Source organism: Desulfoprunum sp. (assembly GCF_053613775.1).
The window spans coordinates 12,719-35,693 of record NZ_JBSHXH010000003.1 but is presented as its reverse complement, the minus strand read 5'-3'; the positions used below and the strand labels follow the sequence as shown (position 1 = coordinate 35,693).

Sequence of the window (22,975 nt, the reverse complement as noted above, 5' to 3'; positions counted from 1 at the left end):
TCACCTTTATTCGAGCACTATGCGCACTTTTTGTGGATCTTTCCCCCTGATGAGCTGGTCAATATACTCATCAAAGCGTTTTTTTATCTCCGCCGGGGTGGCCGGGCCGTCGGTGACCTGCAGAGCCTGTTGCATCTCCTGCGCCTTGACGGTGACCTTGACCAGACCCGAGAGCACTTCCTTCAGGGCGTGAACGAAGTTGCTGTCCAGCGGCACCGGCAGTTCCTTCGACTTGATGAAGGCTTCCAGCGGTTCGCGGTCGTCGATCTTCAGCAGGTCCATGTTGGCCTGGGTGATCGGGTCCTCCAGGTTGGCGAGCAACGTCTTGGTCCAGCTGTCGAGCATCCGGTCGAGTTCTTCGTCCAGTGCGTTGAGGATGGCGGAGGCGTTGTTCAGTGCTGAGGACTGAGGACTGAGGACTGAGTTATTCTCATCGCTCAGTCCTTTTACCTCAGTCCTGATTTCGGTCGCAGGCCGAAATTGGCAATGCGGGCAGATCGGCGAGGCGTCGAGATTTTGCTCGGTCAGGGCGAAGCAGCTCTTCAGTCCAGCCAGGCGGTTCTGGTAATCGGTGAGCTGCTGTCGGGGCATCAGATCGATACCGGCCAGTTTGAGCAGGGTTTGCAGCCGCTGGTCGTTGAGCAGTCCGGCCTTGCGCTTGTCGTCGTTCACGCCCAGCCTGGCCTTGGTGTGCAGGCCGATATAGGCGACGGTGTAATCCTTCTTCAGCTTTTGCAGCTTGGCCCCGATGGACTGGGACTGGCTGGCCAGCTCGGTCAGGTCGGCCTGCTTGAGGGCATCCAGCACGTCCTGCCGGGTGGTCTTCATGCGATCCACCCAGTCATGCTCGGCGGGCAGCACCGCCTCGGCGGTGGAGAGCCAGGACGCCGTCGGGCTGTGGTCCATGATGAACTCGCGCAGGGCGTCCAGCTCATCCAGGGCCTTCACGGCCTTCTCAAAGGCCAGTACTTCGGGAGCGCTGTAGCGGAAGTTTTTCAGCTTGCCCGGCGAGGAGTACGCTTGCAGGCTTTCAAAGAAAGCCTTCGCGTCCTCCAGTTGCTGGTTACTGGTTACTGGTTTCTGGTTGTCAGAACTAGTAACCAGCAACTGTGAACCAGTAACCAGATTTAATCCCCAGAAGGAAAGCCCTTCGCGCAGGGTCTGCTGGGTCATGACGATGCGCTTGACGATCTTGCTCACGCGATCAAGCATCTGAATAACAGGGGTGTCGTCCCCTTTTGTGATGAGTTGTGGGTATCCGGATGGTAGGCCGAGGAGTTCGAACAGCGCCTTGAGCGCGGGCAGGTTCCATTCCTTGGGCTGCTCCAGGTGCTTGAAGCGGACCAGCTCGTCCATGCCGGTCGCGGCCAGTTGCTGCAAGCCGGTGGCGTCGAATTTCTTGCCCGGGATGGCGAGCACGATGTCGCCGGAATAGACCAGCGCCGCCACCAGCACGCTCACCCATTCGGGTTCCAGACGCGAACCGCCCGGGTTCATGTATTCCAGCCCGTGGTCGTCCTGGATGATCTCGCTGCGGTTGACTACCTGGCCGTGCCCCTTGGCCTTGACGGCATCGAGGATGAACTTGGTGTACTTCGACTTGTAGGGGTCGATCTTCTCGCCGTCGAGCAACTCCAGGGCGTCCAGCACGGCGGTGGCCTGCTTGGTGCGGTTCTGCCCGGCGATGGCCCGCAGGGCGTCCTGCGCGGCCTGGGCGCGGTTGTTGCCGGTGATCAGGACCGAGAAGAACGGGTAGTCCGGGGCCTGGTTCTCGAAGTTCGGAGCCAGGCAGACACCGGCAATGGTGTTGACCAGATCGCGGAAGTTGATGGTCTCGTGGGGCGACAGACCGGACAGGTCGCGGATGGATTTGCCCTTGGCCCATTCGGTCATGGACTTGGCGCGGCCCTGATAGGTGACCTCGAAGGCATCGCTCATGTGCTTCTGCAGCCACTGGACCAGCTTCTTCAGGAAGCCGTTGGCTTTCGATTCATAGGTGGCCTTGGCATGACCCGATGAGGTGGCCGCAAGATCCAGCGCCGCGGCATAGCTCTTCAGTGCGGTCTGGAATTCCTTGTCGGTGCCTTTCAGGCGGAAGAAGACCTCGTCGCTCGCCTTGTCGTCCTTGAACCGGGGCGGGTCGTTGGGCTGGATGAAGTAGAGGTAAAAGTCCCGCGGCGGCACGGCGGTGGAGCGCTCGTTGGGTGCCCCGAAAAAGAGATAGCCGGAGCGGGCGGCCTTGTGCTCCTGCCACACCAGCTCGTGCTGCCAGATCTTGTAGCCGGTCACATAGGTGGCGTCCTGACACTCCATGACTCGCTTTAGAGCCTCGTAATAGAAGCGGTCGAGTTGAGCCTGGCCCAGGCTTTCGGCCCGCTTGTCGATCAGGGCGTCGAAATCGTCGGTCTTCTTCAGGTCGAGGTAGAACTGGCGGTTGTCGGTGTTGAACGAGATGAACTGGCCGCTGACCGTTTTATGGATCTCGCGCAGGACGGTTTCGACATGGGTCTGGAGATCCTTGTCGGGCTCGTCACCCCCGAGTTCGGCGATCAGCGGATCGAAGAGACAGAGGCGGTCGCGCAGCTCTTCGGCGGAGGCGCCCATGGGGGCGTAAATATCGCCAGTGGTGAGACGGTGGACGGACAGCGCATGGATCAGGCGCAGCGCCATCGGCTTGTATTGCTTGCGGGTGATGGCGTTTTCGATACGGGATTCCAGCACCTGGCTGCAATCGATGACCGCCCGGATCTCGGGAATGGCGCGGAACGAAGCGTTCTGCTTGAGGGTACCCCAATAGCTGTCGAAGGCGATCAGACCTGGTTCGTCCTGCGGCACGTCCTTGCCCAAAATGCTTTTCATGCCCATGGACAAGGTCTTGAGCACTTCGCGTTTTTCCACCACGGTGACCCGCTCGAAGGTGTCGATGTAATCGGGATGCACCGGGAAGAGCCGGACAAACTCGTCCATGCGCTCGTTGAGCCCGCCGTAGTATTTGGCAAAGGGCATCAGGTAGTCGCGGATCTTGGCCTGTTGCTCGGCGGTCTTCTTGAGCAGGCGCTCGGCCACGACGAATTTCACGTCGCTGCGGGCAATAAGGACCTGTTCGAAGCGGTCCTTCACCCGGCGGATGCTGTCGGCAACAAAGGCGAAGCGCGGGCTGTCGAAAATGGCTTCCTGGACACCGGCCATGAAGCGGAAGCGCAGGTCCTTGCATACCTCGCCAACCTCGCGCAGAAAGTTGAGGTCGAGGATCAGTTCCTGGTCCTTGCGGGTGCGCAGGAAGTCGAGCAGCTCGTCGACCACAAGCAGCAGGCCGTGTTCGGGGAAGACCTCGCCGAACCTGGCCATCATGTCTTCGAAGGCCCGTTTATGGCTGGTGATGGCGCCAGCTTCGGGGAACACATACTCCACGCCGAGTTTTTCGAGATGCTCTTCCAGTTCGGCCACCAGGATGTCGCGCAGGGACATGGTGGTGGCTCCGATCTCGGTACGGATGACCTTGAAACGCCCGGCGATCTGAGCGGCTGCGTCGCGGACCGCATCGTTCTTCAGCCCTTCCAGCAGGGAGGCGTCTGCGGCAAGGCTGGAGACCACCGACATCAAGTGCGATTTACCGGTGCCGTAGTTACCGACCACCATCAAACCCTTGTTATCGACCGGCTGATCGAACTGCATCTGAGGGATGACAAGCTGGGTGAGCCGTTCGGCCATTTCATCGGAAATGACATAGGTGTTCACGAGGGTGTGCGCGGCGCTCGATTTGTCCGCATCACGCAACTGAACAACCGACTCAATCGGGTCGAATTGGATAAGGTCCCCGTATTTCATCGCAACTCCTTCGTCGTTGCAGGGGCTAGGGACGAGGGGCTAGGGACGAGTTTGGTCATCAGCCCGTTGGTCATTTTGTTGATTTCTGTTTGCAGGGCAAGAATTGGGTCAAGCTGGCTTTTTGAGAGATAACCGAGTCGTTGGGCGATGATGAGTTGAGTTTCAACTTCGCCCAAAGAGCCTCTTGCGATTGACAGGAAGCGATGGAACTCTTGCGTTGAACTTCTTGCATGACCTTCAGCGATGTTAGAGGGAATAGAAACACCAGCTCGTCGTAATTGATTAGTCAAACCATACAGTTCTTCCTTCGGAAAGGTCTTGGTCACCTGATAAATAATCTCCACCAGGTCCAATGCTTTCTGCCAAACAATCAAATCTTTGTAACTCTGCACGCTCATTTCTCGCCCCTCGCTCCTAAACCCTCACCCCTCATCTCAACAATCAGCGCATCGACCGAGTCATAGCTGCGGTACTCGGGATGGCCGGTTTCGGCGTACAAAAGCCTCCCGGAATTCATGATTCCGTTCCACGAAGTTACCACGGCCCGGTTTCTTGAAATGGCCTGCAGCAGGCGCAAGGGGTCCTGCTGGAGATCCTTGTCGAAGAGGATCTCGAGATTATCCAGCACCACCGGTGATTGGGCCTGGTCCGCGATCTGATCGAGGATGCCCGGCAACCGAAGCGACCGCTGCTTTGCCGTCAGCTCCAGGAGTTCGCCTGAAAGCGCCAGATTGACGTTGACGACGGATGAGCCGACCTCTTCGGCAATATCCCGAAGAACGCCGGTCTTGCCGGAACCGGTCTCACCCACCAGCAACACCAGACGGTGATACAAGCCTTCGGCTGCCTGGAGGGATCGTTTTATCTTGTCGTGAATCGGCTCGGCCATGATCGCTCCTTATTGCTCGGTGTCCGGCTTATCGGATTTGTCAGCCGCACCGCCGGAGCGGACCCATTCGTCCACTTCGTCTTGTTTGAACATCCAGCGACGGCCGACGCGATGACCGGGCATTGCCCGTTGTTCGATCCACTTGTAGACCGTCTCGTTGCTTACATTCAGATATTTGCAAATGTCATCGACCGTCAGCCATCTCTCATCCATAGCCTTCGTCCTTCGTTCATCATGTTTTCGGTAAAAGCCCGAAGGTCTCCGGGAAACCCGAAATCCGGACACAGTGCCGCAAATTAACCTCCATAAACTACATTGATGGATTGCCAAAATCAAGCGTTTTGTGCCGAATAGAGACGACTTTTCCAAAAAACGGCCTGATTGTCGTTGGTGATACGTTCGCCGTTCTGAGGCGCATGCATGGTGTAAGTCCATACAGCACAGGCGATTGAGCCCCTGGCTGCAGCCACCATCACCCGCTGGTACATGCTGTGCCCGCCGGGCCGAAATCCTTCCAGCCGGTCGATGGGCGGCAGATCGCGCTGCGGATCGGTGAAGGTCACCAGCTCTCCATGGATCAGATCCCGGTCGCCGGTCGGGCGGCCGAAGCGTGGCATGTCGATCTCTTGCTGCCTGCGGGCGTCGGCCATCGGGTCGGCGGTGCCCCGGGCCAGGATCAGCCCTTCCGGCACCTCGAGGGCCGGGAACCCGGCGTGGAGATGGTAGAGCCTGCCCCAGACCACGGCCGGTTCGATGCTGCAAGCCTGGGCGCAGAAGCGTTGATGGTTCCAGTAGCCCCGTTTCAGGGTACCGTGGACGAAGAGCCGGAGGATGGTCTCGGGACTGTCTTCCTGGTTTGTGTTCAGCTTTGCGGTGTCTCCAATGTTCATGCATTCACTCCTTCGGGCAATGTCCCTTTGCGCTCCTGGGGTATGAAGCGGAATTCGCTGTTTTCGATGGCCCGCACATCCTCGGGGCGGCAAGAATAACTCCGGTGATTACGAATATGTGCTCGATGCGGACGGCCATCTGATGGAAGACGCCAGCGGCCAACCCAAAACCGATCAGGATCTGGTCAACTACGACCTGACCGCCGACGATCTGGCCGATGCCGCCGCCATTACCGACGACCAGCTCTGCGTGGCTGAGGCATTTGTGCGCTTTGCCCAGCAGCAGGGATTTGATTTCTGGAGGGCTGAGTGATGGCGGTTTGTTCTTCAGTTTCGATATCCCAAGTTGAATATCTGAGATTCGATGCCGATTTTTATCATCCGAAGTATCTTCAGGAACTCAAATGGTTGTGCTAACCTAAACTTGATGACCTTGTAGCAATTCAACCCGAGCAAGCGGGGTGTGAGATTAAATTGGCCGGATGGAATATCGATTTTTGCGAAAATTGCCTGATCCAGCTGGAAATTTGTTCTTTGACAACCACAAAGATTTGCACCAAGGCAAGTGGCGGCAGGAACCCGAGGTTTCGGCCCCCTTTTCTGCGTCTGTAGGCGGCGGCCCTCAGAATATTCAACCCGCTGGCCTTGAGTTTGACGCAGTACCCCACCTTGGCCATGCCACGGATCCGAAGTTTTTTGATCCCGGTTCGTCGAGCTATCTCGGAGTTGGTCGCCTCGATGCCGGATCGGTAACGGTATTTCTCATGAAATTCGGCGGTCTGCTCAAAGGCCCGGCGGCGCAGAAGCCGGATGTCCTTGTGGCGGTAGCGGAGGTAACTGCCCTTCTTGGCGGGAAGGGTCGGGCAATCGTTGCTCTTGTCGCAATCGCGGCAGAAATCCTGCCGGAAACAGGCGCTGATCCTCCCTTTCTTGGCGTTGTTGTGAATTTGAAAAGGAAGGTGCCCCGCCGGGCAGGAGATCACCTCACCATTGTCCGCAAAAGAGAACATATCGAGACCGATCTTCTTGTCGCCCTTGAGGGCGCCCTGGCCGGAGCGACCAATTCGGTGTTTTTCTTGCCGGCATAGTCGCAGTTGTCGTCAGAGCCGTAGATGGTATCGGCCAGTAACCGTTCCGGCTTCTGCCCTTGTCCCTCTACCCGGTCAAGCATCGGCTTGAGGGCCTTGGCATCACTGTGATGGGCCGGTTCGGCTTCGGCGTAGGTGAGAAGAGCCAGGGGGCGCCGGCCGTCCTCTTCTGCCGCGGTGGTATAGGTCTCGGCTAACTGCACCTGATAGCCCTTGCCCTTGTGGGCATCATACCCGGCATCAGGATCGGACGGGTTCTGCAGCGACGAGGAGGCGATTTCCTTGTTTTTCCTGACCGTCACCCGTAACTGACCGCTCCCGGCGGCGGCCACAAGGCACTGCTCCTCGAGTACCCGAACCAGCAGGTGATAGCTGGTCATCGCGTTGACGCCGGGGTCGCCCCGGAAACGCTCAACGAGATGAAAGAGATCTTCGGCCAGCTGTTCCAGGGTGCGGGATGACTCCGAGGGCTTGACCATGGAAAAAGCATTTCCCTGCTTACGGTCGAGATATTTGCCGATCAGCTCCGGGTCCAGCGTCTCGAGGAGTTCCTGGTGGTGACGCTTGAGGTTGACCAGAAACTTCCTGATGCATTGGACGAAGATGCCGATCCGTCCGAGATGGCGCATGTTGGAGGTGATATGCATCGAGTCCAGTCGCTGCTTCTCGGGGGAAACTTTGAATTCGGCAAAGGGGGTATCCACTTCACTGGCCTAGTGCTATGATGAGGTATGAATAATTTTGGTTCCCATCCAATTGCCGGGGTTGACTATCCGAAGACCTTGCAGGAATTCGACGAGTGGTTCACAACAGAACAGGCTTGTCTTGATTATTTGAAAAAGCTTCGTTGGCCTCATGGATTTGTTTGCCCAGTATGTAATGGATGCAAGGCCTGGCCTATGAAAACTGGACTTTACCGATGTTCTATCTGTAAACATAAAGCTTCTGTTGTTGCTGGAACAATATTTCAAGATACCAGGAAACCACTGAGGCTTTGGTTTCAGGCGATTTGGTATATAACGAGTCAGAAGTTTGGTGGAAGTGCATTGGGTCTTAACCCTACAACGGCACTTATGAACATGTGTTCCACATGCTGTAGGTCGCTTCGGAGTACGAATACTGCATATTGTGGTCTATATTGACATGTTGCGTTGTAGGGATAAAGTGTATGGAATTCTCTAGGAGGATGACTGGTTGACCTATCTGGCGGGTTGTGCTAATCTTTTTTAAAAAAAACAAATACCTCCATGTATGGTCGTCATGCAGATTGACGCTTTTTCCAAAGAAGACAACTCCGACCTATTTGGTTCTGCTCCTATTAACGCCTTCAACCGAGGTGCGGCGGCAAGGCTTCTGCTGAACCGAAACCGTCATCTGGGTGCTCTGCTTGTTGCCGAAAGAAGTGTCTACTACGTCCAGATTCTCTACCGCATGCTTCTTTTTAAACGGGAGCATGAACTGGAGCCCCTGTATGAGGATATCTATCATGCGGTCCGCCCGGCCCAGGAAACCCTCGACGGCTGTGAATATGTTCTCCAGCAGTTCAGGCAGGATATGGACCAGCTCCGGGCCTGGGGACTGGTCACCTTCAGGATCGAAAAAGAGAGGCTGCGCGGCTATCGGGACAACCGGAAGAAGAAATTCCGCTATGCGCTGAGCGAAGAGTGCGATCAGTTCATCCAGTGGCTGGAGTCCAGGCTGCTCTCCGACCTGGAGGACCGGGGCCACGATACCCGCGACCTGCTGCAGGATGTCTGCGGTGCCCTAAATGAGTTACTGCGTCTGCTCCATCATCTGCGAAAGGACGACCAGGATCAGGCGGAGGAGGCCCGGCGCATCGTCTTCCAACTGGTGAAGACCGACGAACTCACCCGTGCCATTACGCTCAATCTCATCGAATTCAACGGCCGGCTCCTCCATTTTCTTAACTCTCGTTACGATATGGAAGAGACCCGGCAGGTCATCTCCGAACTGGACTCCTACGTCCATTCCTTCCTGCAGCAGCTCTACTCGCTACGCCGGGAGATCGTGCCGCTGATCGATCGATTGCTGCAGGACTACAACCGGCAGAAGATCGAACTCTGTTTTACCGTCATGGAACGGGAGCGGCTGCAGACGCCCCATCTTTTCCAGGTATCCCTGGGACCTTCCCGCCGCGCCATCGGCGATCGTCTGCATGATTTCTATATCGAGGACGGCAAGCTGGACCGGTTGCACCAGCGCATCGGTGCCTCGGTCATCAAGGTCTGGCAGAAACTGCACAGCCATCTGCGGGAGATGGAGAGAAAGAACAACCGGCTGGTGGACATTGACGAGAGGATCAAGGATCTGGCCGGACTGCCGGAAGAGACCGTCCCGTCGGTCTTTTTCACCGAGTTGTTGGCGCCTGCCGCGATGTACGGCGATATGCACTTTTGGGATTTGCTGCAGAAAGCCGATCCCCCGGAGCCCCGTAAGATTCTGCCGCAAAACGAGGCGCCCGCCCGGAATTACCTGCGCCGGAAAAAACCGTCGGCCAAGCCGGTACAGACCATGGACGAGGCCAGGCTGGAGGAGCTGCGCCAGTGGCTGACGGCAAGGATGGGAAACGAAGCGCATGATACGAGGATTTCCGAGGTGACGGTTGAGGCGTTCGGCGATTTCGCCAAGATCATGGAGCTTGCCCGGGCGGGTTTTTTGAACTCGGGTAACCGGCTGGCACGAATAGATTACCGGCTGGCCGATCTGGCCGGAGAAGTTGCTCTTGAAGCCTGCGAGCAGCGCCTGACCCTCAGGAATATACTGGTTGAAAAGGCTGAAAGGAAAAAGTCATGAGCGAGCGCGAACAACAAAAATTCGAACTGGCCAGGCTGCTCGACCGGAGCGGCGACCGCGTCCGGGCGGTGTTGAACATCCTGGTGGAGAGCCCCTACTTCTACGCCTCAGACGATCAAGACCTGTTCTTCTTCCTGCGCCGCCACCGGCGGGAGTTCACCGAGTTCTTCACCGCCTATTACGGTTGGACTCTCTTGATGGACGGCAAGTGCGCGAGAGTCTATAAGTCCGAGTGGTACAACAAGGCCGTCAACCCCGCCTCCCGGACCATGTTCAATTTCACCAGACGGGACGAGTGCTTGGCCTTTATGATGCTTCTGGAATTCTACGAGCATCAGCTCGAAGAAAACGGCATGACCGCCGACGACAAGGAAAACCTGCGGTTCCGGTTCGGCGACCTGCTGGCCCATGCCTGCCGCCGCTTCGGCGAGTGTTTTCCAGATAAGCAAGAGAGCTATTCCGGGGATGTCGTCCGGTCCAAAATCCTCAAACCGATCATGCCGGAGCTGGAGAAATATCGTTTCGTCAAGAAAATCAAGCCGCCGGACGACCTAGATGCCCGGGAGGACGATCTGATCTACGAGGCGCTACCGGCGCTCTATCATTACAACGGCAGCGCCCTGGGCCGAGTGGTAGGCGACCTGGCGGCGGCACCGATTGCCGGTGGGGAGGTTCAATAACATGCAGACCGTGCAGCCGTCCACCTTTCTCATCACCCGGATCCGTCTGGTAAATTTCCATAATTTCATCGACGAGACCATCGACCTGCCCGACGGCGGCCACCTCTTTCTCCTGGGGGACAACGGCTGCGGCAAGACCACCATCCTCGACGCCATCCATTATGTGCTGACTGCCGGCCAGGAGATGGAGTGGAACGCCGCGGCCAGGGTCGCCGGCTCCCGGCGTGAGGGACGGCGGGTTCAGGGCATTGTCATGCGCTTCAATATCGACCGCGGGATCATGAATCCCGAGGGCGGGGTGTCCTACGCACTGCTCGAGATCCGGGGCAGAAACGGCAATCCCCTGACGGTGGGCATCGGCCTCTCCGTCTCCGCTATGGACGAAAAAGTCCGACAGTGGGGGATTATCCGCGAGTGTCTCCTTGCCGAGATCCCCCTGCTGGTCAAGGAGGAAGGCGGTATCCGGCCAGCCGGCAGGCTGGAGTTGAAGGAGGCGATGGGAGCTGCCCGCGGCTTCTACAAGGATGCCGCCGCCTATCGGCGGGAACTGGCTGTACGGCTCTTCGCCGATCAGGAGAGTTATCGAGAGATCTGCCGTTTTCTCGCCATGGGCAAGGCCTACCGAGAACTCGCCTCCCAGGCGAGCGATTACCACGAGCTGTTCAAGAGTCTTTTGCCGGAGCCGAAAACCGAGATCTTCGAGCGGATCATCGAGGCGTTGCGCGGGCTGGACGAATCAAAGACGGTGCTCGACGATCTGGAACGCAAGCTCGACTACCTGCACATGCTGCAGCGGTTCGTCGATACCATCGGCGATAGCCGGGAGGCGGTGATCCGCTATGAATGGCTGGAGCACTATCAGCAGGCCCTGGATACGAAAGATAGGATAGACGCCTTCCGCCGGCAGGTGGCCGAATCCCGGGAGCGGATGGCAGCGCTGGAGGGACGGATCCGCCGGGAGACGGAAGAAGAGACAGCCCTTGCTATTCAGCTGGACGACCTGAAGGCCAAGGACGGCAAGGGGCTGGTGCGCCAGGAAAAGGAGAGTCGCGAGCAGCTGTCGGCGAAAGAAACCGACCAGGCCGGGCGAAAAAAAGAGTACGAGCAGGCAGACAAGGAAGAAAAGGCGGCCGGCAAAGCTCTCTTAACCCTGGAGGGCGAGTTGCGGCGCAACTTGGTCAACCTCCATCGCGAGTTGGCAAGGATCTCCCCGAACCTGCCGTTTTCCATATCCGACCTACTCAGCGAGCTGGATGGGCTGCACCGGTCCGAAAATGGCGCCGAGGAGGCCCATCGGCTTAATTCTTCCGAGGTCTTCTCGATGGCGTCCGGTCACCGCGACGAGGCGGTGCGCACTACGGCGTTATTGGAACAACGGCAACAGCAGCTGGCCGCCGAAATAGAGGCAGGAGGGCAAGAGCTGGAGCGCCTGCAAAAGGCCGGCGAGGCGGCACCGCAGGTGGCAGGGTTTTCCCCATGCCTCCGCGCCATGCGCGATAACTTACTCATCCCCAAGCCGCTCTATCTCGACCTGGAATGGCGGCCCGGTCTTGAGCGGCGGGAGATGTCGCGCATCGAGGAGTTCATCGGCGAGGAGGTGCTCGCCACGCTGCGGTTGGCCGACCATGAATTCGAGGCCGGCCGAAAGGTTGCCGCGGCCTATCCCGGCCTCCGGGTGACCAGCGACCGTCGCGGCATGGACGAGCTGCCCGAGTGGTTCCATATGGCTTTCGACCTGCAGCGTTCCGACCCCTTTGCCCTGCGCTGCCTGGCGGCGGAAATGGTCAGCGATCTCGGGCCGATGGTCGCTAGGATCGCAGGCGCGGACATCCTCTCTTTCAGAAGTCATGACCGCTGTCTGGCAGGCGTCCCCTCCCGCTGGATCGGCGAGAGCAGCCGCCGTGAGGCCTTGCAGGCCGAGATTCGAGAAACTGAAAAACGTCTGCAGGAACTGATTAAAGAACAAAAACTGCTGGAGCGGCAGGAAAAGGATGCTCGGCAGCAGATCGATCTGCTGAAAAAATTTACCGCCACCCTGGAAGCGGGGGTGGGCTCGATCCGCCAGTCAGCGGCGGAGGTTCTGGAGGCCCGTCAGGATGTCCGGCATCTGGCCGATATCAGGGCTTTCCGGGAGCAGCAATTGGAGGATCTGCAGCGGGAAACGCGGTTTCTGGCCGAGCGGCTGCGCCAGCTTGTCTCGTTGATCAATCAGGAGGGGCTCACCGATCTCGAGCGGCGGATTGAGCGGATAGCTACCAGGCTGGCCAAGAAAAAAGACGAGATCAAACAACTCAATATCACCGTGGGGGAGGAAAAGGCCGGCCGGCAAAGGTGCGAAAAGGACATCGCCGATCTGACCGCCCGGCAGGAGAGAACCCTGGCCGCCCGGCAGGAAAGCGAACGGCGCCTCACCGAATTGCTGCCGGAAATCGAAGACCTGGCCCATTACATCCTGCGCACAAAAAAAGGCTTCCAGTTCAAGACCATCGAGTCGGTGCAGAAGGAACGGGAACAGGCCGACAAGACCATCACCGAGAATCGGTCGATATTGAAAGAACGGTTGAACAACCCGGAATTCAGCGGTTCCTTTCGTTTCACCTATGAAGAGCAGGACAACCTGCTGGTCGATTACCGGTCCCGGCGACTTGCCGAGATTCTCCGCCGGCAGGGAGAGGAGATTGCCGAGCAGAGAGAGATCATCAACGAGCGGACCAAGGAGCTGTTCCGCAAAATCATCATGACCGAGCTGGTCAGCTACCTGCGGACCCACGTGGACGACCTCGAACGGATGATGCGAAATATCGCTAAACTTCTCAACCGGCGAGTCTTCGGCGGCCAGCAGTATCGTTTCCGCATCACCCCTCGGGAGAATTTTCAACGGCTGGTGGCGGTGATCAAGAAATTCAGCCCCTTTGACCCAGCGGCCGAGGAGGCGCTGCGCCATTTCTTCGAAGACCGCAAGGAGGCGATCGTCAACACCGAGGTGGGTGCCATCCCCGAGGAGCTGGATTACCGGAACTGGTATCGCTATGAGATGGAGGTAACCACCCAAGGGGAGGAGGGGGTGGTCATCGATCGCCGCACCAAGTCCATGGGCTCCGGCGGCGAACAGGCGGTCCCCAACTATCTGCTGGTTCTGACCATCGCCCATTTCGTCTATCAGGGTAAGAAGATCCGCCTCCATACCCTGCTCTTCGACGAGGCCTTCTACGGCATCGATGCCGGTCGGCGCGATCAGCTCCTGGGGTTCGCCACCGACCTCAACCTGCAGCTGATGGTGGCCTCGCCCGATCAGGATGGGGTGCGGCGGGAAGTCGGCCATTCCACCACCCTACTGGTGAAAAAGGACGTGAACAACGATGTGCATCTCTATCCCTATCATTGGCAGAATCCCGACAACGTCAGGCAGATCGGTCTCTTCGATGTGCCGGCCGAGCCGCAACCTATAGCTTTCGGCGAGGAGATGTAGTCTGTCGGCCTCATGATTGCCGCAGGCGTTGCAAGCCATGTCCCTTCAATCTTCTTCTTTTTTTCGTGTCTTCGCCGACCTGCTGGCAGACCATCCCGAGCTACGCGGCTTTCTTGCCAAAATCTGTGACCGGTACCGGAAGCGGGGCAGCCTGACCGGAACCATGAAGCTGGGTCGGGACCTGGCTCGACCAGAGCTGGCCGGCCTCCAGGCCCTGTTCGGCCTGGAAAGTCTCAAGGTGAGCGGTTCCAGCGAGGTGAGGATTTTCTTCGACCGCTTTTTTCAGGCCATGCCCAGGGTGGCAAAGGAGGAGTGGCTACAGGCGCTGCACCGCTCTCTCGGGTTGCCGATGGTGGATGGCGAGCGGGAGCGGCGAGAGTACGACCGGGCCTGGCAAGGCATGCTGGAGCGGCTGCGTCTGGCCTATCCGGAACTGTCGTCGGTGCATGCCAGGCTGCAGGTGCAGGCGGAAAACGGCGGCAGAAACATGTCAAATTCCCTGCGGGATGTGCAGGACGGCTATTTTAAGGCCGCGGAGATCGTTCGATTTTTACGGGTGGCGAGCGACCAGCCGGTTACCTTCTCCGAGCTTGGGGCAAAATTTTGCAATGACTCGAAAGCCCTGCGCAATACCGAACTGAGCCGAACGGTGGCAGCCTGGCTCGAATTGCTCGACGAAGAGGAGGAGGGCCTGACGGAGGGCGATCAACCGATCTGGGAGAGATACCATGTGGTGAGTGACCGCCTGGAGGTGCGGGCGACGGTGTTCGGTCCTTTGGTGTATGAAAAGAACGGCAGGGTCTATGACTGGATCTATAGGTTATGGCAGGCGGGGGAGCCGGCCACGCTCTCCTGGGCAAATCTCACCGGAATCGAGAAGATGTATTTCGCTCCGGAAGTTAACCGGCCCCCTGTTCTGCTCACCTGCGAAAATGAAACCCCCTTCGGTCGGATGATTCGGGAGAAACGGCCAGAGACCCTGCTCTACACAAGGGGTTTTCCCAACGATGCGGTACGCGCGGTCTACGCACTGCTGGCAACCCAGGCTGCCTGCTGCCGTCACTGGGGAGACAGCGACCTGGCGGGCTTGCAGATCGCCGCCATCCTCCACCGGCTGCACTCGCTGCAGTTGTGGCGCTGCGATCGAATGAGCCTTGGCAAACAAAAGGATCGACAGCTGTTGATCCCGCTCACGGACGAGCAGAAAAGCAAGGTGGAGCGATACATCAACAACCGGCCGGACTTCATTTTTTTTGAAGAACTCTTTTTCACATTGAAAAACGGTTGGCTTGAACAGGAGAACTGGCAGGAGATGTAATAGTGAAATAGTCTATTACACATTTTCTAGCGAATATAATGATGGTTTCAGAATTTACATATAGCGGGCTAAAGGTTCTCAATCCCTCAATTCAGGAAACTTTTTCTAAACAACAGAAAACACAATTCAGGGAAAAACAATAAACGAGAATGCAGATCATTTTATGTTACTTGGCCAGAGGAGTTACGGGCAAAGCTGGAAAGTCCTATTGTTGAGGTGGTGTGTGGAGCCTGGTCTGCCTGATGCTTCAGAGTTTGGGGATTGGGAGGAAACGATAATCTGTATCGCAAAATGAGGGGTCGATACACATGTGAGCAGATCCTTCAATGAAGATCAACACCATCACCCAGCAGCACGCAGGGGAATGATTTTCCCGACTTCTTTGAGCGAATCAAGATAGTCGGCCCACGCCTGCATCATCTTCTTCCTCTCTGGCAGAAATTCGGCGTAGTTGTAGGCTGCCCTCACCGAGTTACGCTCGGCATGAGCAAGCTGTCGCTCAATCGCATCACGATTCCATCCCTGCTCGTTCAGCAGAGTACTGGCCATGCTCCGAAAGCCATGGCCGCTCATTTCATCCTTTTCATACCCCATTCGTCTTAGTGCCGAAAGAACAGCGTTACTGCTCATGGGCCTGGAACCTGTTCGCGGGCTTGGAAAGACATAGCGCCCGTCTCCGGTTAAGGGCTGGATCTCATACAGCACTTCCTGAGCTTGACGAGACAAGGGTACGATGTGGACCACTCCTGCCTTCATCTTTTCGGCAGGAATACGCCATTCAGCGACCTCAAGATCAACTTCCGACCACTCGGCATGCCGTAGCTCACCCGGGCGCACAAAAACGAGAGGAGCAAGCCGGAGTGCACAACGGGTTACGATACTGCCTCGATAGCTTTCAATAGAGCGCAGCAACCCTGCAATCGCTTTTGGATCGGTGATTGTCGCCATGTGCTTACTCGGCGACGGAGGTATCGCTCCACGTAGATCACCGGAAGGGTCTCGTTCAGCCCGCCCAGTCGCTACAGCGTAACGGAATACCTGCCCGCAGTTCTGCTGTGTACGATGTGCAGTTTCCAGGGTTCCTTTCGCTTCGATTCGCCGTAAAACACTGAGTAGTTCCGGCGCGGTGATCGACTTGATCGGTCTCTTTCCCAGCCAGGGGAAAACATAGAGCTCGAGACGTCGAATTATTTTATTGCCGTGACTCGACGCCCAGGATGGAGAAAATTTAGTATGCCACTCCCGGGCTATGACCTCGAACGTTTCCGTTTCCTCTGTAGAGGCAGCCTTCTGTGCCTTCTTGGTATCACTCGGATCAACACCTTTGGCGATCATTGCCAAAGCCTGCTCTCGCTGCTGCCTCGCATCGGCAAGTGAAATTTGGGGGTATATACCGATTGAAAGGAGTTTCTCGATACCCCCAAAACGGTATTTGAGCCGCCAGAGTTTGCCGCCGGTCGGGCTCACGTGAAGGAACAATCCCCCGCCGTCGAAAAGCTTCTGTGCTTTCTCGGTGGCTTTGATAGTCCGAATCTTGGTATCAGTTAATGGCACAATCCTTTTAGGCATAGGACCTCCAGCGCTTTTTGGGGGTATCGCACAAGCGCCTATCGCTGGATACCCCCAAAGATACCCCCAAAAACCTAGGATTTTATCGTACCAACTGAGACATCTTTGGACAATAAAAAACCCGCTTTCCTTGTGAGAAAGCGGGTTTATATATCTTACCGGACGTTACCGGACTATCTTTTGGTGGCGATGCAGGGACTTGAACCCCGGACACTGCGGATATGAGCCGCATTGTATTGGCCTTTGATAAACATTGATAAGCATTGATTTATCATATAAAATCAGGTATAAATGACTTATGGATTGATTCCAACCAATGCCCTTCAATTGATCAAAATTGACCAAATTTGCCTACAAGTTGCCTACAAGTTTTGAGGGGGTCACCATGAACAGCCGCATCAGATTGACCAACCCGAGGATTCAATCGTTCACCTGTCCGGAAGGCAAGGGACAGGCCTTTTTGTGGGACACGATAGCGCCCTGTCTGGCGGTCAGAGCCACCCCGAGAAGAAAGACGTTTGTCTTCGAGACCCGGTTCAGCGGGAATACGATTCGCATAACTCTTGGGGATGTTGCATCACTCTTGATCGACGATGCTCGACACCGCGCCAATGAAGCCAAAAATCTTGTTGACCAGGGCATTGACCCCCGGCTTGAAAAGAGGCGGACAGAGGAGCGCGAAACCGTAGAACGCCAGGAGCGAGCACGCCAGGACATGACCCTTGGCGAGGTGTGGCCGATCTACATGGAAGAGCGACGGCACGCATGGAGCACGAACTATTACAGCCTGCACGAGCGATTGATAACCGCCGGCGGCCAGCAGCGGACCAGGGCGAAGGGCAAAACCGTACCCGGGCCATTGGCGAGTCTTGCGGCCATGCCGATTTCATCCATTACCACCGATGCCGTCAAGCATTGGCTCGCCAGAGAGAAGACCACCAGACCGACACAAACCCGGATCGCATTCGAGGCGCTGCGAACCTTCCTCAATTGGTGTGATGACGACGAGCGGTTCAAGGGGCTTGCGTCGCCCGATGCCTGTGGCGCGAAGATCAAGCGTGACAACCTGGCGCGGAAGGCGGCCCGGAACGATTGCCTTGAGAGGGGCCAGCTTCGAGCATGGTTCAGATCGGTCACGCGGTACGAGAGCCGGGTCATGTCGGTCTACATCCAGACGCTACTGTTGACAGGCGCCAGGCGGGAAGAGGCGATGGCTCTTGAATGGTCCGATATCGATTTTCGATGGGGCCGGATATCGATCATGGGCAAGGGCGGCATTCCAAGAGACATTCCATTGACGCCTTACATGGCCGCCCTGCTGCATTCTCTTCCCCGCGTGAACCAGTGGGTATTCTCTTCCAAGACAAGTGCCACAGGGCGAATGCAGAGCCCCACCAGGGCATTTCAAACGATGATGGCCCGAGCCGAGATTGAAGGGCTCACCCTGCACGGCCTACGCAGGAGCTTTTCCACCCTAGCGGAATGGCTGGAGGCGCCAGCCGGGATCATCGCACAGATACAAGGGCACCAGCCGAGCGCGATTGCCGAAAAGCACTACAAAAAACGCCCCCTCGACCTGTTGCGGGTATGGCACTTGAAAATCGAGAGATGGATACTCGAACAGGCTGGAATTGAACAGCCGGCAGAGCAGGACGATGCGGCACCTCTGCGGTTGGTTGCCGGCGGAAAATAGCACAATACTTGACCGGCTCCACCACTGCGAAGATCGTTACGATTGCCAAGAGGGCGGCGCCGTGACGAGATGGCGTGAGGGCCGTCTAGCTTGAGAAAGAGCGGGAAAATACATCACAAAGGAGAGTTATGAAGAAAATCATCTGCTGTTCTGTCCTTGCGGCTATGCTGATGACTTCCGGTTGTGCCGGGAGCAGGAAGTATGCCTACAACTACCAGGCCCCGCCACAGGCCGTTTCTTGCTCGATCATCGATTCCAGGCCCGAGCAGGAAAAAAAGGGTGAGGTCCTATCTATGCTCGTGTCCAGTAGCAATTACGGAATCTATCGCATCGGCGATAGCCAGTTGATCCCGGATCGCATCACTTTCCTGAAAGACAAACTCGAGGCTGCACCAGGCGGAAAACTGCAGGGGAAGGCGGTCACGGTGACGCACTTCGAAATCCTCAACAACCTGCAGAAGCATCTGCGCTCATCCGTAGCCTTTGGCGCGGTTGGCGGGATTGCCGGCGGCCTGATCTATGCTGGCGTCACCGACGATCCCACGGCGCTGATTGATGTTAACCTTGAGATCAGTGTTGACGGGAAGCCGGTAGGGGCACACGTCGCCCACGGCTACAATTTCGGCAAGTGGGAAGGCGCTACCGACGAGATCGTCGCCAGGGAAATTCACCTGGCCATGAACAAAGCCGTTGAGGTTGTGATCGGGAAAATATGAACACCACACATAATTGGTGTGAGCGTTTACGCTTCAAGCGTATTTGACCGGGCTAGGTCGTGACTGATCATCACCACCGAAGAGCCGCAACCCTGGCGGCCTGCCCGGTTTTTTATCAAGGGGACCTTGTGAGGGACAAGATAGATGGAACCGCACAGAAAAAATAAACCGCTAGAAGAGTGGACGCTGGATGAGTGGATGCAATGGGAAGACGAGCAAAAAGAAGCCTTGGTGAAAGGTTGGATGGATCAGAGGCCAGAGTTCGACCGCCCGGAGATCACCCCGGAGTTTGATGACGGCTGGAGGATGTGGGAACTCGACCGCGAGATATCGAGGGTGGAAGCTATACCAGAACCAACCCCTACCGATTGGAAGATCAATAGAGACAGGTTGGAGAGCCTTGAATCCGAACGCAAGAAGATCCTGTCAAAAAGCCTGAAAAGCAGTCCCCCGGCGAAGCATGAAGGGGGCAGCCCTCGTGAAGGAGGGCGGCCTCACTCTCTCTTAAGAGAAGCCGTGGAACATCTCTATGGGAAGCTACACGAAAGTAGAGATAGTGAATGTTTACGCGCCGGAGCGATCCGATTATTCATGCAAAAATTTAGAGCAATGGTAGGGAAAGATGAATACATAACCGAGCGTATCGTAAGAATATCGCTTAGTGGCGGAAAATGGACAATAAAAACACAAGAGATAACAGCAAAAGAGGATAGCCAAAGGGTAGTGATGCAGAAGAGCAAGACATACGGCCAAAACGAAATATCAAAGATCTTGAACGACCTCAGAAGGAAAAAACCCATCGAGTAATTTTCCCGTTCCAAAACCCAGGTTTCCGAATTCCGAAACCCCAGGTTTCCGAAATCTTCGTGGTTCACTCCTCGTCAAAGGCAAACAACGAATAACCGTTGCGCCTAAATTCGACGAGGACAACCATGAAAGATCGACTCCCCAAGCAGGACATCCCTCCCAAGCAGTACATCTCTACAAATGATATTGCCGCACGTTTCGGAGTCAAGGGCGATACCGTCCGCCGGAACCTTTGCACACAAGGTCATTTTCTTGGATTGAAGCCGCTGAAGTTGCCGAACGGTCGATTGCTGTGGCCGGCAGTCAGCCCGGACCAGATCGCAGCGGAGGCGTGATCCATGATCGCGAAAAGAAAAGCGACTCTTCCCAAACCGGACGGCAACCGGGGAAGAGCCGCTTCAAAACAACAACTTCATAATAGCCATTTTTCACGAAAATATAAAGAGATAGATTGGTTTTTTCTCAGTCTTATCATCGTCTACGATGCAGCGATCCTTGCGGTCGGTCTGGCCCTGGTTTTCGGGTCGAGGGGGGCATTGTGAATGCCCCGGCAACAGAGCGGATCAATGCCGCCGGTCTTTCCCGTGCGGATCTCAAAAAGCTGATGCGGCAGGCCTTGGACGAAGAGGAACGGCAATTGGAACGGCAATTCCCTCCTGCCGGGGAGAAGTCTTCCCGCCTTGCAGAGGAACAGATGGGAGACCAGGGCACACAGACGGAACACAGCGCCCCGCCGACCAGGCACATGCTTTCGATAAGTGAGGAAGAACTGGCCTCTGCAAGCCTGACCCCCACCTGTGTCGTGGAGGAATACCTTTATGCTGACGTTGCAACTCTCAGCGCCCCCGGCGGAACCGGCAAAACCACCCTCGTGCTATATGAGGCGATCTGTCTATCAGTTGACAGGCCGGTCCATGGAATGAGGGTCAAGAAACCCGGCTGGACATTGATCATCACCGCAGAAGATCAGCGCGAGCGGCTGGTTGCCCGTCTGCGGGAGATCATGAACAGCATGGATCTGACCGCCGATGAGCGAAAGGTCGTGATGCAGAGCGTCCTTCCCTGGGACGTCACCGGCGAACAGCTAAGTCTTATCGTTGCAATGGATGGAAACCTTGTCCTCACAACGCTTGCTGACGACATCATCAAGACCCACCAGCAAGACCCTCCGGTTCTGATAATTTTCGACCCCCTTATCAGCTTTGGCGTGTCCGAGACGATGGTCAACGACAACGAGCAGGCGATCGTAAAAGCCTGCCGCCGGATCGTAAAAGGTTTGGATTGCTGCGTCCGGTTGATTGCTCACACTGGGAAGGCGAACGCCAGGGAAAAGACCCTCGACCAGTACAGCAGCCGGGGCGGATCCGCCTTGTCTGATGGATCGAGGATGGTATCGGTCCTGCAAACCTGGTCGGCAGGTGACGAAATGAAACCGCCGGCAGGATGCACGCCAGACGGGGAGGCGTCTATCACGATCCTGGCAAGGCCGAAACTCAGCTATGCAAAGCCGAACCTGCCGAATCTGTGGATCCGTCGAACCGGCTACACCTTCGAGACCTTCACCGATATTCAGATCAGCAAGGAAGAACGCGACGAGGCCATTCTCGACCAGGTGGAACGCTTCCTTGCAAGCGAGGTACAGCAGGGGCACCGGCACAACAAGACGAGCCTTGAAACATCTGTGCCCAACCTCAAGCGATCCGAGGTGAGAATGGCAATCGCCGTCCTTATGGCGCACGGTCGCATCATCGAAGTTGACTTGCCGGCGGAAGAGATACGGACCAGGCGGAAAACATACCTGACCACCCCGGCAGAATTCAGCAGGATTCCCAAAGACGATGAATTCGATCCTGCCAAGGAAACAGCCGGAAATAATGCCGCCGCCTATAGGGAAAATATTGGCGGCAGTATTTCGCCGCCTATTTTTCCCCCTGTTTCCAATGCTGCGGCGATGAGTCGGCAGGATTCGGCAGAATTGGCAGAATTAACAGACAGCAGGGAAAAATCATGCTGATGACCTTGATCGAAAAGGACGGCCTCGGGCCGAAAAAGAAGACCGGCGCCGAATATGCCTCTCCTTGCCCGTCCTGCGGTGGACGAGATCGGTTTGTCATCCATGCCGACACCTGGCGGTATTGGTGCCGGGGGTGCGGCAAGAGCGGCGATGCCCTCCAGTACCTCCGGGACTTCCATGGAATGTCCTTCCCGGATGCCGCCGCCCTGGTCGGAAAACAGCTTTCCCCGAATCGGCAGAGCAGACCGGCCAAGATGCAACCAGCGCCGAAACCGACCCCGGCGTCACAACCTGCAGCATGGCGGGAGCGGGCCGCACTCGGTATAGCCAGAGCGCATGAAAACCTGCTTGGCAACGACGAGGTGCTCGAGTGGTTGCGGCTTAGCCGGGGCATCACCCGTGAAACTGCTGAACGCTTCAATCTCGGATGGCTGACCAAAGACAGATTTTTTTGGCGGGGAGAATTCGGCCTTGAGCCGGACGGCCCAAAAAAGAAAATGGTTGTTCCTAGCGGCCTACTAATTCCTTGGCGTGACCAGCGAATCAGGGTGCGCCGCAACAATGCGGCGGACGCGGAGAAGTTTGGGCGTTATCATCTTGTCTCCGGTTCAGTAAAAGATCCCTTCCTGATCGGCGACCCTTACGAGAACACCGCAATAATCGTCGAATCCGAGCTCGACGCCATTCTGTTGAGCCAGGAACTCACAAGGCCGGCATTCGTCGTGGCCATGGGTTCGACCAGCAACCGACCAGATACCGAGCTGATAGATAAACTGTCCTCTTGCCCTGTGGTGCTGGTCGCGATGGACACGGATGAGGCCGGTTCAAAAGCGTGGAAATGGTGGACTGACAACGTTCCTGGAGTATTCCGCGCCATGACCCCTGCAGCCATCGGAAGCGATATTACCGAGGCATTTCTTGCCGGTCTTGACCTGAATGAATGGCTCGGAGTGTCGATGGAATTTTGTTGCGAGGCGATCACCGAGACCGACGAGACCGACGCCGAGCAACCTACTTTTTAAAAGACCCAACACCACGGAGCAACACACATGAAATTCTTTGTGAGGATCGACCAGGCCGGCGGGAAGTATGGAAGGTTCCCATGTCCGTTTTGTGGAAGCCGAGCCGATTTTAAATTTACGGCCGGGGCCGGATGGTGCCCGAAGTGCGGGGTGAAATTTATGGATTGCGGAGACACCC

Annotated in this window: 20 protein-coding genes and 1 pseudogene; 13 read left to right on the top strand and 8 right to left on the bottom strand. The window is 56.7% G+C overall.

Annotated features, from left to right (window positions below; genetic code table 11):
- Positions 1-6: 6 nt before the first annotated feature.
- From ACWGKN_RS02670 to ACWGKN_RS02650, 5 genes are all read right to left on the bottom strand, one after another.
- Positions 7-3,828: a DUF6079 family protein gene (locus ACWGKN_RS02670; protein WP_452094640.1), complete on the bottom strand. Its 3,822-nt coding sequence runs from the start codon at positions 3,826-3,828 to the stop codon at positions 7-9.
- Complete coding sequence (locus ACWGKN_RS02665) at positions 3,825-4,226, bottom strand: four helix bundle protein (protein WP_424253256.1); 402 nt, start codon at positions 4,224-4,226, stop codon at positions 3,825-3,827. Before ACWGKN_RS02665 ends, ACWGKN_RS02670 begins: the two co-directional genes overlap by 4 nt.
- The gene (brxF, locus tag ACWGKN_RS02660) at positions 4,223-4,717 is read right to left on the bottom strand and encodes a BREX-3 system P-loop-containing protein BrxF (RefSeq protein WP_452094639.1); all 495 of its coding nucleotides are present in this window, start codon (positions 4,715-4,717) and stop codon (positions 4,223-4,225) included. Before brxF ends, ACWGKN_RS02665 begins: the two co-directional genes overlap by 4 nt.
- 9 nt (positions 4,718-4,726) lie before the next feature.
- Entirely contained in the window at positions 4,727-4,930 is a 204-nt protein-coding gene (locus tag ACWGKN_RS02655) for a helix-turn-helix domain-containing protein (RefSeq protein ID WP_011927933.1), read from the bottom strand.
- Positions 4,931-5,049: 119 nt separating this feature from the next.
- Positions 5,050-5,607 carry a gamma-glutamylcyclotransferase family protein gene (locus tag ACWGKN_RS02650; protein ID WP_452094638.1) on the bottom strand — a complete coding sequence of 186 codons (558 nt, stop codon included), beginning with the start codon at positions 5,605-5,607 and terminating at the stop codon, positions 5,050-5,052.
- Positions 5,608-5,749: 142 nt separating this feature from the next.
- Between ACWGKN_RS02650 and ACWGKN_RS02645 the strand changes: the two genes are divergently transcribed.
- Positions 5,750-5,920 (top strand): hypothetical protein, encoded by a 171-nt coding sequence (locus tag ACWGKN_RS02645; protein ID WP_452094637.1) that lies wholly within the window; start codon positions 5,750-5,752, stop codon positions 5,918-5,920.
- Positions 5,921-6,050: 130 nt separating this feature from the next.
- On the opposite strand, the gene ACWGKN_RS02640 is transcribed toward ACWGKN_RS02645, so the two are convergent.
- Positions 6,051-6,617 (bottom strand): transposase, encoded by a 567-nt coding sequence (locus ACWGKN_RS02640; RefSeq protein ID WP_452094636.1) that lies wholly within the window; start codon positions 6,615-6,617, stop codon positions 6,051-6,053.
- A complete protein-coding gene (locus tag ACWGKN_RS02635) occupies positions 6,587-7,399 on the bottom strand; it encodes a hypothetical protein (RefSeq protein ID WP_424253246.1) in 813 nt (270 codons plus the stop codon). Before ACWGKN_RS02635 ends, ACWGKN_RS02640 begins: the two co-directional genes overlap by 31 nt.
- 27 nt (positions 7,400-7,426) lie before the next feature.
- Here ACWGKN_RS02635 and ACWGKN_RS02630 point away from each other — a divergent pair.
- From ACWGKN_RS02630 to ACWGKN_RS02610, 5 genes and pseudogenes are all read left to right on the top strand, one after another.
- Positions 7,427-7,750: pseudogene (locus ACWGKN_RS02630) on the top strand (transposase); the annotation flags it as partial.
- Positions 7,751-7,946: 196 nt separating this feature from the next.
- The gene (locus ACWGKN_RS02625; protein ID WP_452094635.1) at positions 7,947-9,509 is read left to right on the top strand and encodes a DUF2397 family protein; all 1,563 of its coding nucleotides are present in this window, start codon (positions 7,947-7,949) and stop codon (positions 9,507-9,509) included.
- Positions 9,506-10,189 carry a DUF2398 family protein gene (locus ACWGKN_RS02620; RefSeq protein WP_452094634.1) on the top strand — a complete coding sequence of 228 codons (684 nt, stop codon included), beginning with the start codon at positions 9,506-9,508 and terminating at the stop codon, positions 10,187-10,189. Before ACWGKN_RS02625 ends, ACWGKN_RS02620 begins: the two co-directional genes overlap by 4 nt.
- 1 nt (position 10,190) lies before the next feature.
- Positions 10,191-13,658, top strand: coding sequence for an SbcC/MukB-like Walker B domain-containing protein (locus ACWGKN_RS02615; protein WP_452094633.1), 3,468 nt, complete (start codon positions 10,191-10,193; stop codon positions 13,656-13,658).
- A 37-nt stretch (positions 13,659-13,695) separates the two neighbouring features.
- Entirely contained in the window at positions 13,696-14,976 is a 1,281-nt protein-coding gene (locus ACWGKN_RS02610; RefSeq protein ID WP_452094632.1) for a TIGR02679 domain-containing protein, read from the top strand.
- Positions 14,977-15,318: 342 nt separating this feature from the next.
- On the opposite strand, the gene ACWGKN_RS02605 is transcribed toward ACWGKN_RS02610, so the two are convergent.
- Positions 15,319-16,545 carry a tyrosine-type recombinase/integrase gene (locus ACWGKN_RS02605; protein WP_452094631.1) on the bottom strand — a complete coding sequence of 409 codons (1,227 nt, stop codon included), beginning with the start codon at positions 16,543-16,545 and terminating at the stop codon, positions 15,319-15,321.
- A gap of 385 nt (positions 16,546-16,930) precedes the next feature.
- Here ACWGKN_RS02605 and ACWGKN_RS02600 point away from each other — a divergent pair, with 385 nt between their 5' ends.
- From ACWGKN_RS02600 to ACWGKN_RS02570, 7 genes are all read left to right on the top strand, one after another.
- The gene (locus tag ACWGKN_RS02600; RefSeq protein WP_452094630.1) at positions 16,931-18,238 is read left to right on the top strand and encodes a tyrosine-type recombinase/integrase; all 1,308 of its coding nucleotides are present in this window, start codon (positions 16,931-16,933) and stop codon (positions 18,236-18,238) included.
- A 128-nt stretch (positions 18,239-18,366) separates the two neighbouring features.
- Entirely contained in the window at positions 18,367-18,954 is a 588-nt protein-coding gene (locus ACWGKN_RS02595) for a hypothetical protein (RefSeq protein WP_452094629.1), read from the top strand.
- A gap of 144 nt (positions 18,955-19,098) precedes the next feature.
- A complete protein-coding gene (locus ACWGKN_RS02590) occupies positions 19,099-19,761 on the top strand; it encodes a hypothetical protein (protein WP_452094628.1) in 663 nt (220 codons plus the stop codon).
- Positions 19,762-19,886: 125 nt separating this feature from the next.
- Positions 19,887-20,096, top strand: coding sequence for a monooxygenase (locus ACWGKN_RS02585; RefSeq protein ID WP_452094627.1), 210 nt, complete (start codon positions 19,887-19,889; stop codon positions 20,094-20,096).
- A gap of 3 nt (positions 20,097-20,099) precedes the next feature.
- A complete protein-coding gene (locus tag ACWGKN_RS02580; protein WP_452094626.1) occupies positions 20,100-20,303 on the top strand; it encodes a hypothetical protein in 204 nt (67 codons plus the stop codon).
- A complete protein-coding gene (locus tag ACWGKN_RS02575) occupies positions 20,300-21,775 on the top strand; it encodes an AAA family ATPase (RefSeq protein ID WP_452094625.1) in 1,476 nt (491 codons plus the stop codon). Before ACWGKN_RS02580 ends, ACWGKN_RS02575 begins: the two co-directional genes overlap by 4 nt.
- Positions 21,769-22,797: a CHC2 zinc finger domain-containing protein gene (locus ACWGKN_RS02570; RefSeq protein ID WP_452094624.1), complete on the top strand. Its 1,029-nt coding sequence runs from the start codon at positions 21,769-21,771 to the stop codon at positions 22,795-22,797. Before ACWGKN_RS02575 ends, ACWGKN_RS02570 begins: the two co-directional genes overlap by 7 nt.
- Positions 22,798-22,975 lie beyond the last annotated feature (178 nt).

What these genes read in the sequence shown, in the direction of transcription:
- ACWGKN_RS02670 (WP_452094640.1), bottom strand. Translation starts at nt 3,828, where the DNA reads ATGAAATACGGGGACCTTATCCAATTCGACCCGATTGAGTCGGTTGTT.
- ACWGKN_RS02665 (WP_424253256.1), bottom strand. Translation starts at nt 4,226, where the DNA reads ATGAGCGTGCAGAGTTACAAAGATTTGATTGTTTGGCAGAAAGCATTG.
- brxF (WP_452094639.1), bottom strand. Translation starts at nt 4,717, where the DNA reads ATGGCCGAGCCGATTCACGACAAGATAAAACGATCCCTCCAGGCAGCC.
- ACWGKN_RS02655 (WP_011927933.1), bottom strand. Translation starts at nt 4,930, where the DNA reads ATGGATGAGAGATGGCTGACGGTCGATGACATTTGCAAATATCTGAAT.
- ACWGKN_RS02650 (WP_452094638.1), bottom strand. Translation starts at nt 5,607, where the DNA reads ATGAACATTGGAGACACCGCAAAGCTGAACACAAACCAGGAAGACAGT.
- ACWGKN_RS02645 (WP_452094637.1), top strand. Translation starts at nt 5,750, where the DNA reads ATGGAAGACGCCAGCGGCCAACCCAAAACCGATCAGGATCTGGTCAAC.
- ACWGKN_RS02640 (WP_452094636.1), bottom strand. Translation starts at nt 6,617, where the DNA reads ATGTTCTCTTTTGCGGACAATGGTGAGGTGATCTCCTGCCCGGCGGGG.
- ACWGKN_RS02625 (WP_452094635.1), top strand. Translation starts at nt 7,947, where the DNA reads ATGGTCGTCATGCAGATTGACGCTTTTTCCAAAGAAGACAACTCCGAC.
- ACWGKN_RS02620 (WP_452094634.1), top strand. Translation starts at nt 9,506, where the DNA reads ATGAGCGAGCGCGAACAACAAAAATTCGAACTGGCCAGGCTGCTCGAC.
- ACWGKN_RS02615 (WP_452094633.1), top strand. Translation starts at nt 10,191, where the DNA reads ATGCAGACCGTGCAGCCGTCCACCTTTCTCATCACCCGGATCCGTCTG.
- ACWGKN_RS02610 (WP_452094632.1), top strand. Translation starts at nt 13,696, where the DNA reads ATGTCCCTTCAATCTTCTTCTTTTTTTCGTGTCTTCGCCGACCTGCTG.
- ACWGKN_RS02605 (WP_452094631.1), bottom strand. Translation starts at nt 16,545, where the DNA reads ATGCCTAAAAGGATTGTGCCATTAACTGATACCAAGATTCGGACTATC.
- ACWGKN_RS02600 (WP_452094630.1), top strand. Translation starts at nt 16,931, where the DNA reads ATGAACAGCCGCATCAGATTGACCAACCCGAGGATTCAATCGTTCACC.
- ACWGKN_RS02595 (WP_452094629.1), top strand. Translation starts at nt 18,367, where the DNA reads ATGAAGAAAATCATCTGCTGTTCTGTCCTTGCGGCTATGCTGATGACT.
- ACWGKN_RS02590 (WP_452094628.1), top strand. Translation starts at nt 19,099, where the DNA reads ATGGAACCGCACAGAAAAAATAAACCGCTAGAAGAGTGGACGCTGGAT.
- ACWGKN_RS02585 (WP_452094627.1), top strand. Translation starts at nt 19,887, where the DNA reads ATGAAAGATCGACTCCCCAAGCAGGACATCCCTCCCAAGCAGTACATC.
- ACWGKN_RS02580 (WP_452094626.1), top strand. Translation starts at nt 20,100, where the DNA reads ATGATCGCGAAAAGAAAAGCGACTCTTCCCAAACCGGACGGCAACCGG.
- ACWGKN_RS02570 (WP_452094624.1), top strand. Translation starts at nt 21,769, where the DNA reads ATGCTGATGACCTTGATCGAAAAGGACGGCCTCGGGCCGAAAAAGAAG.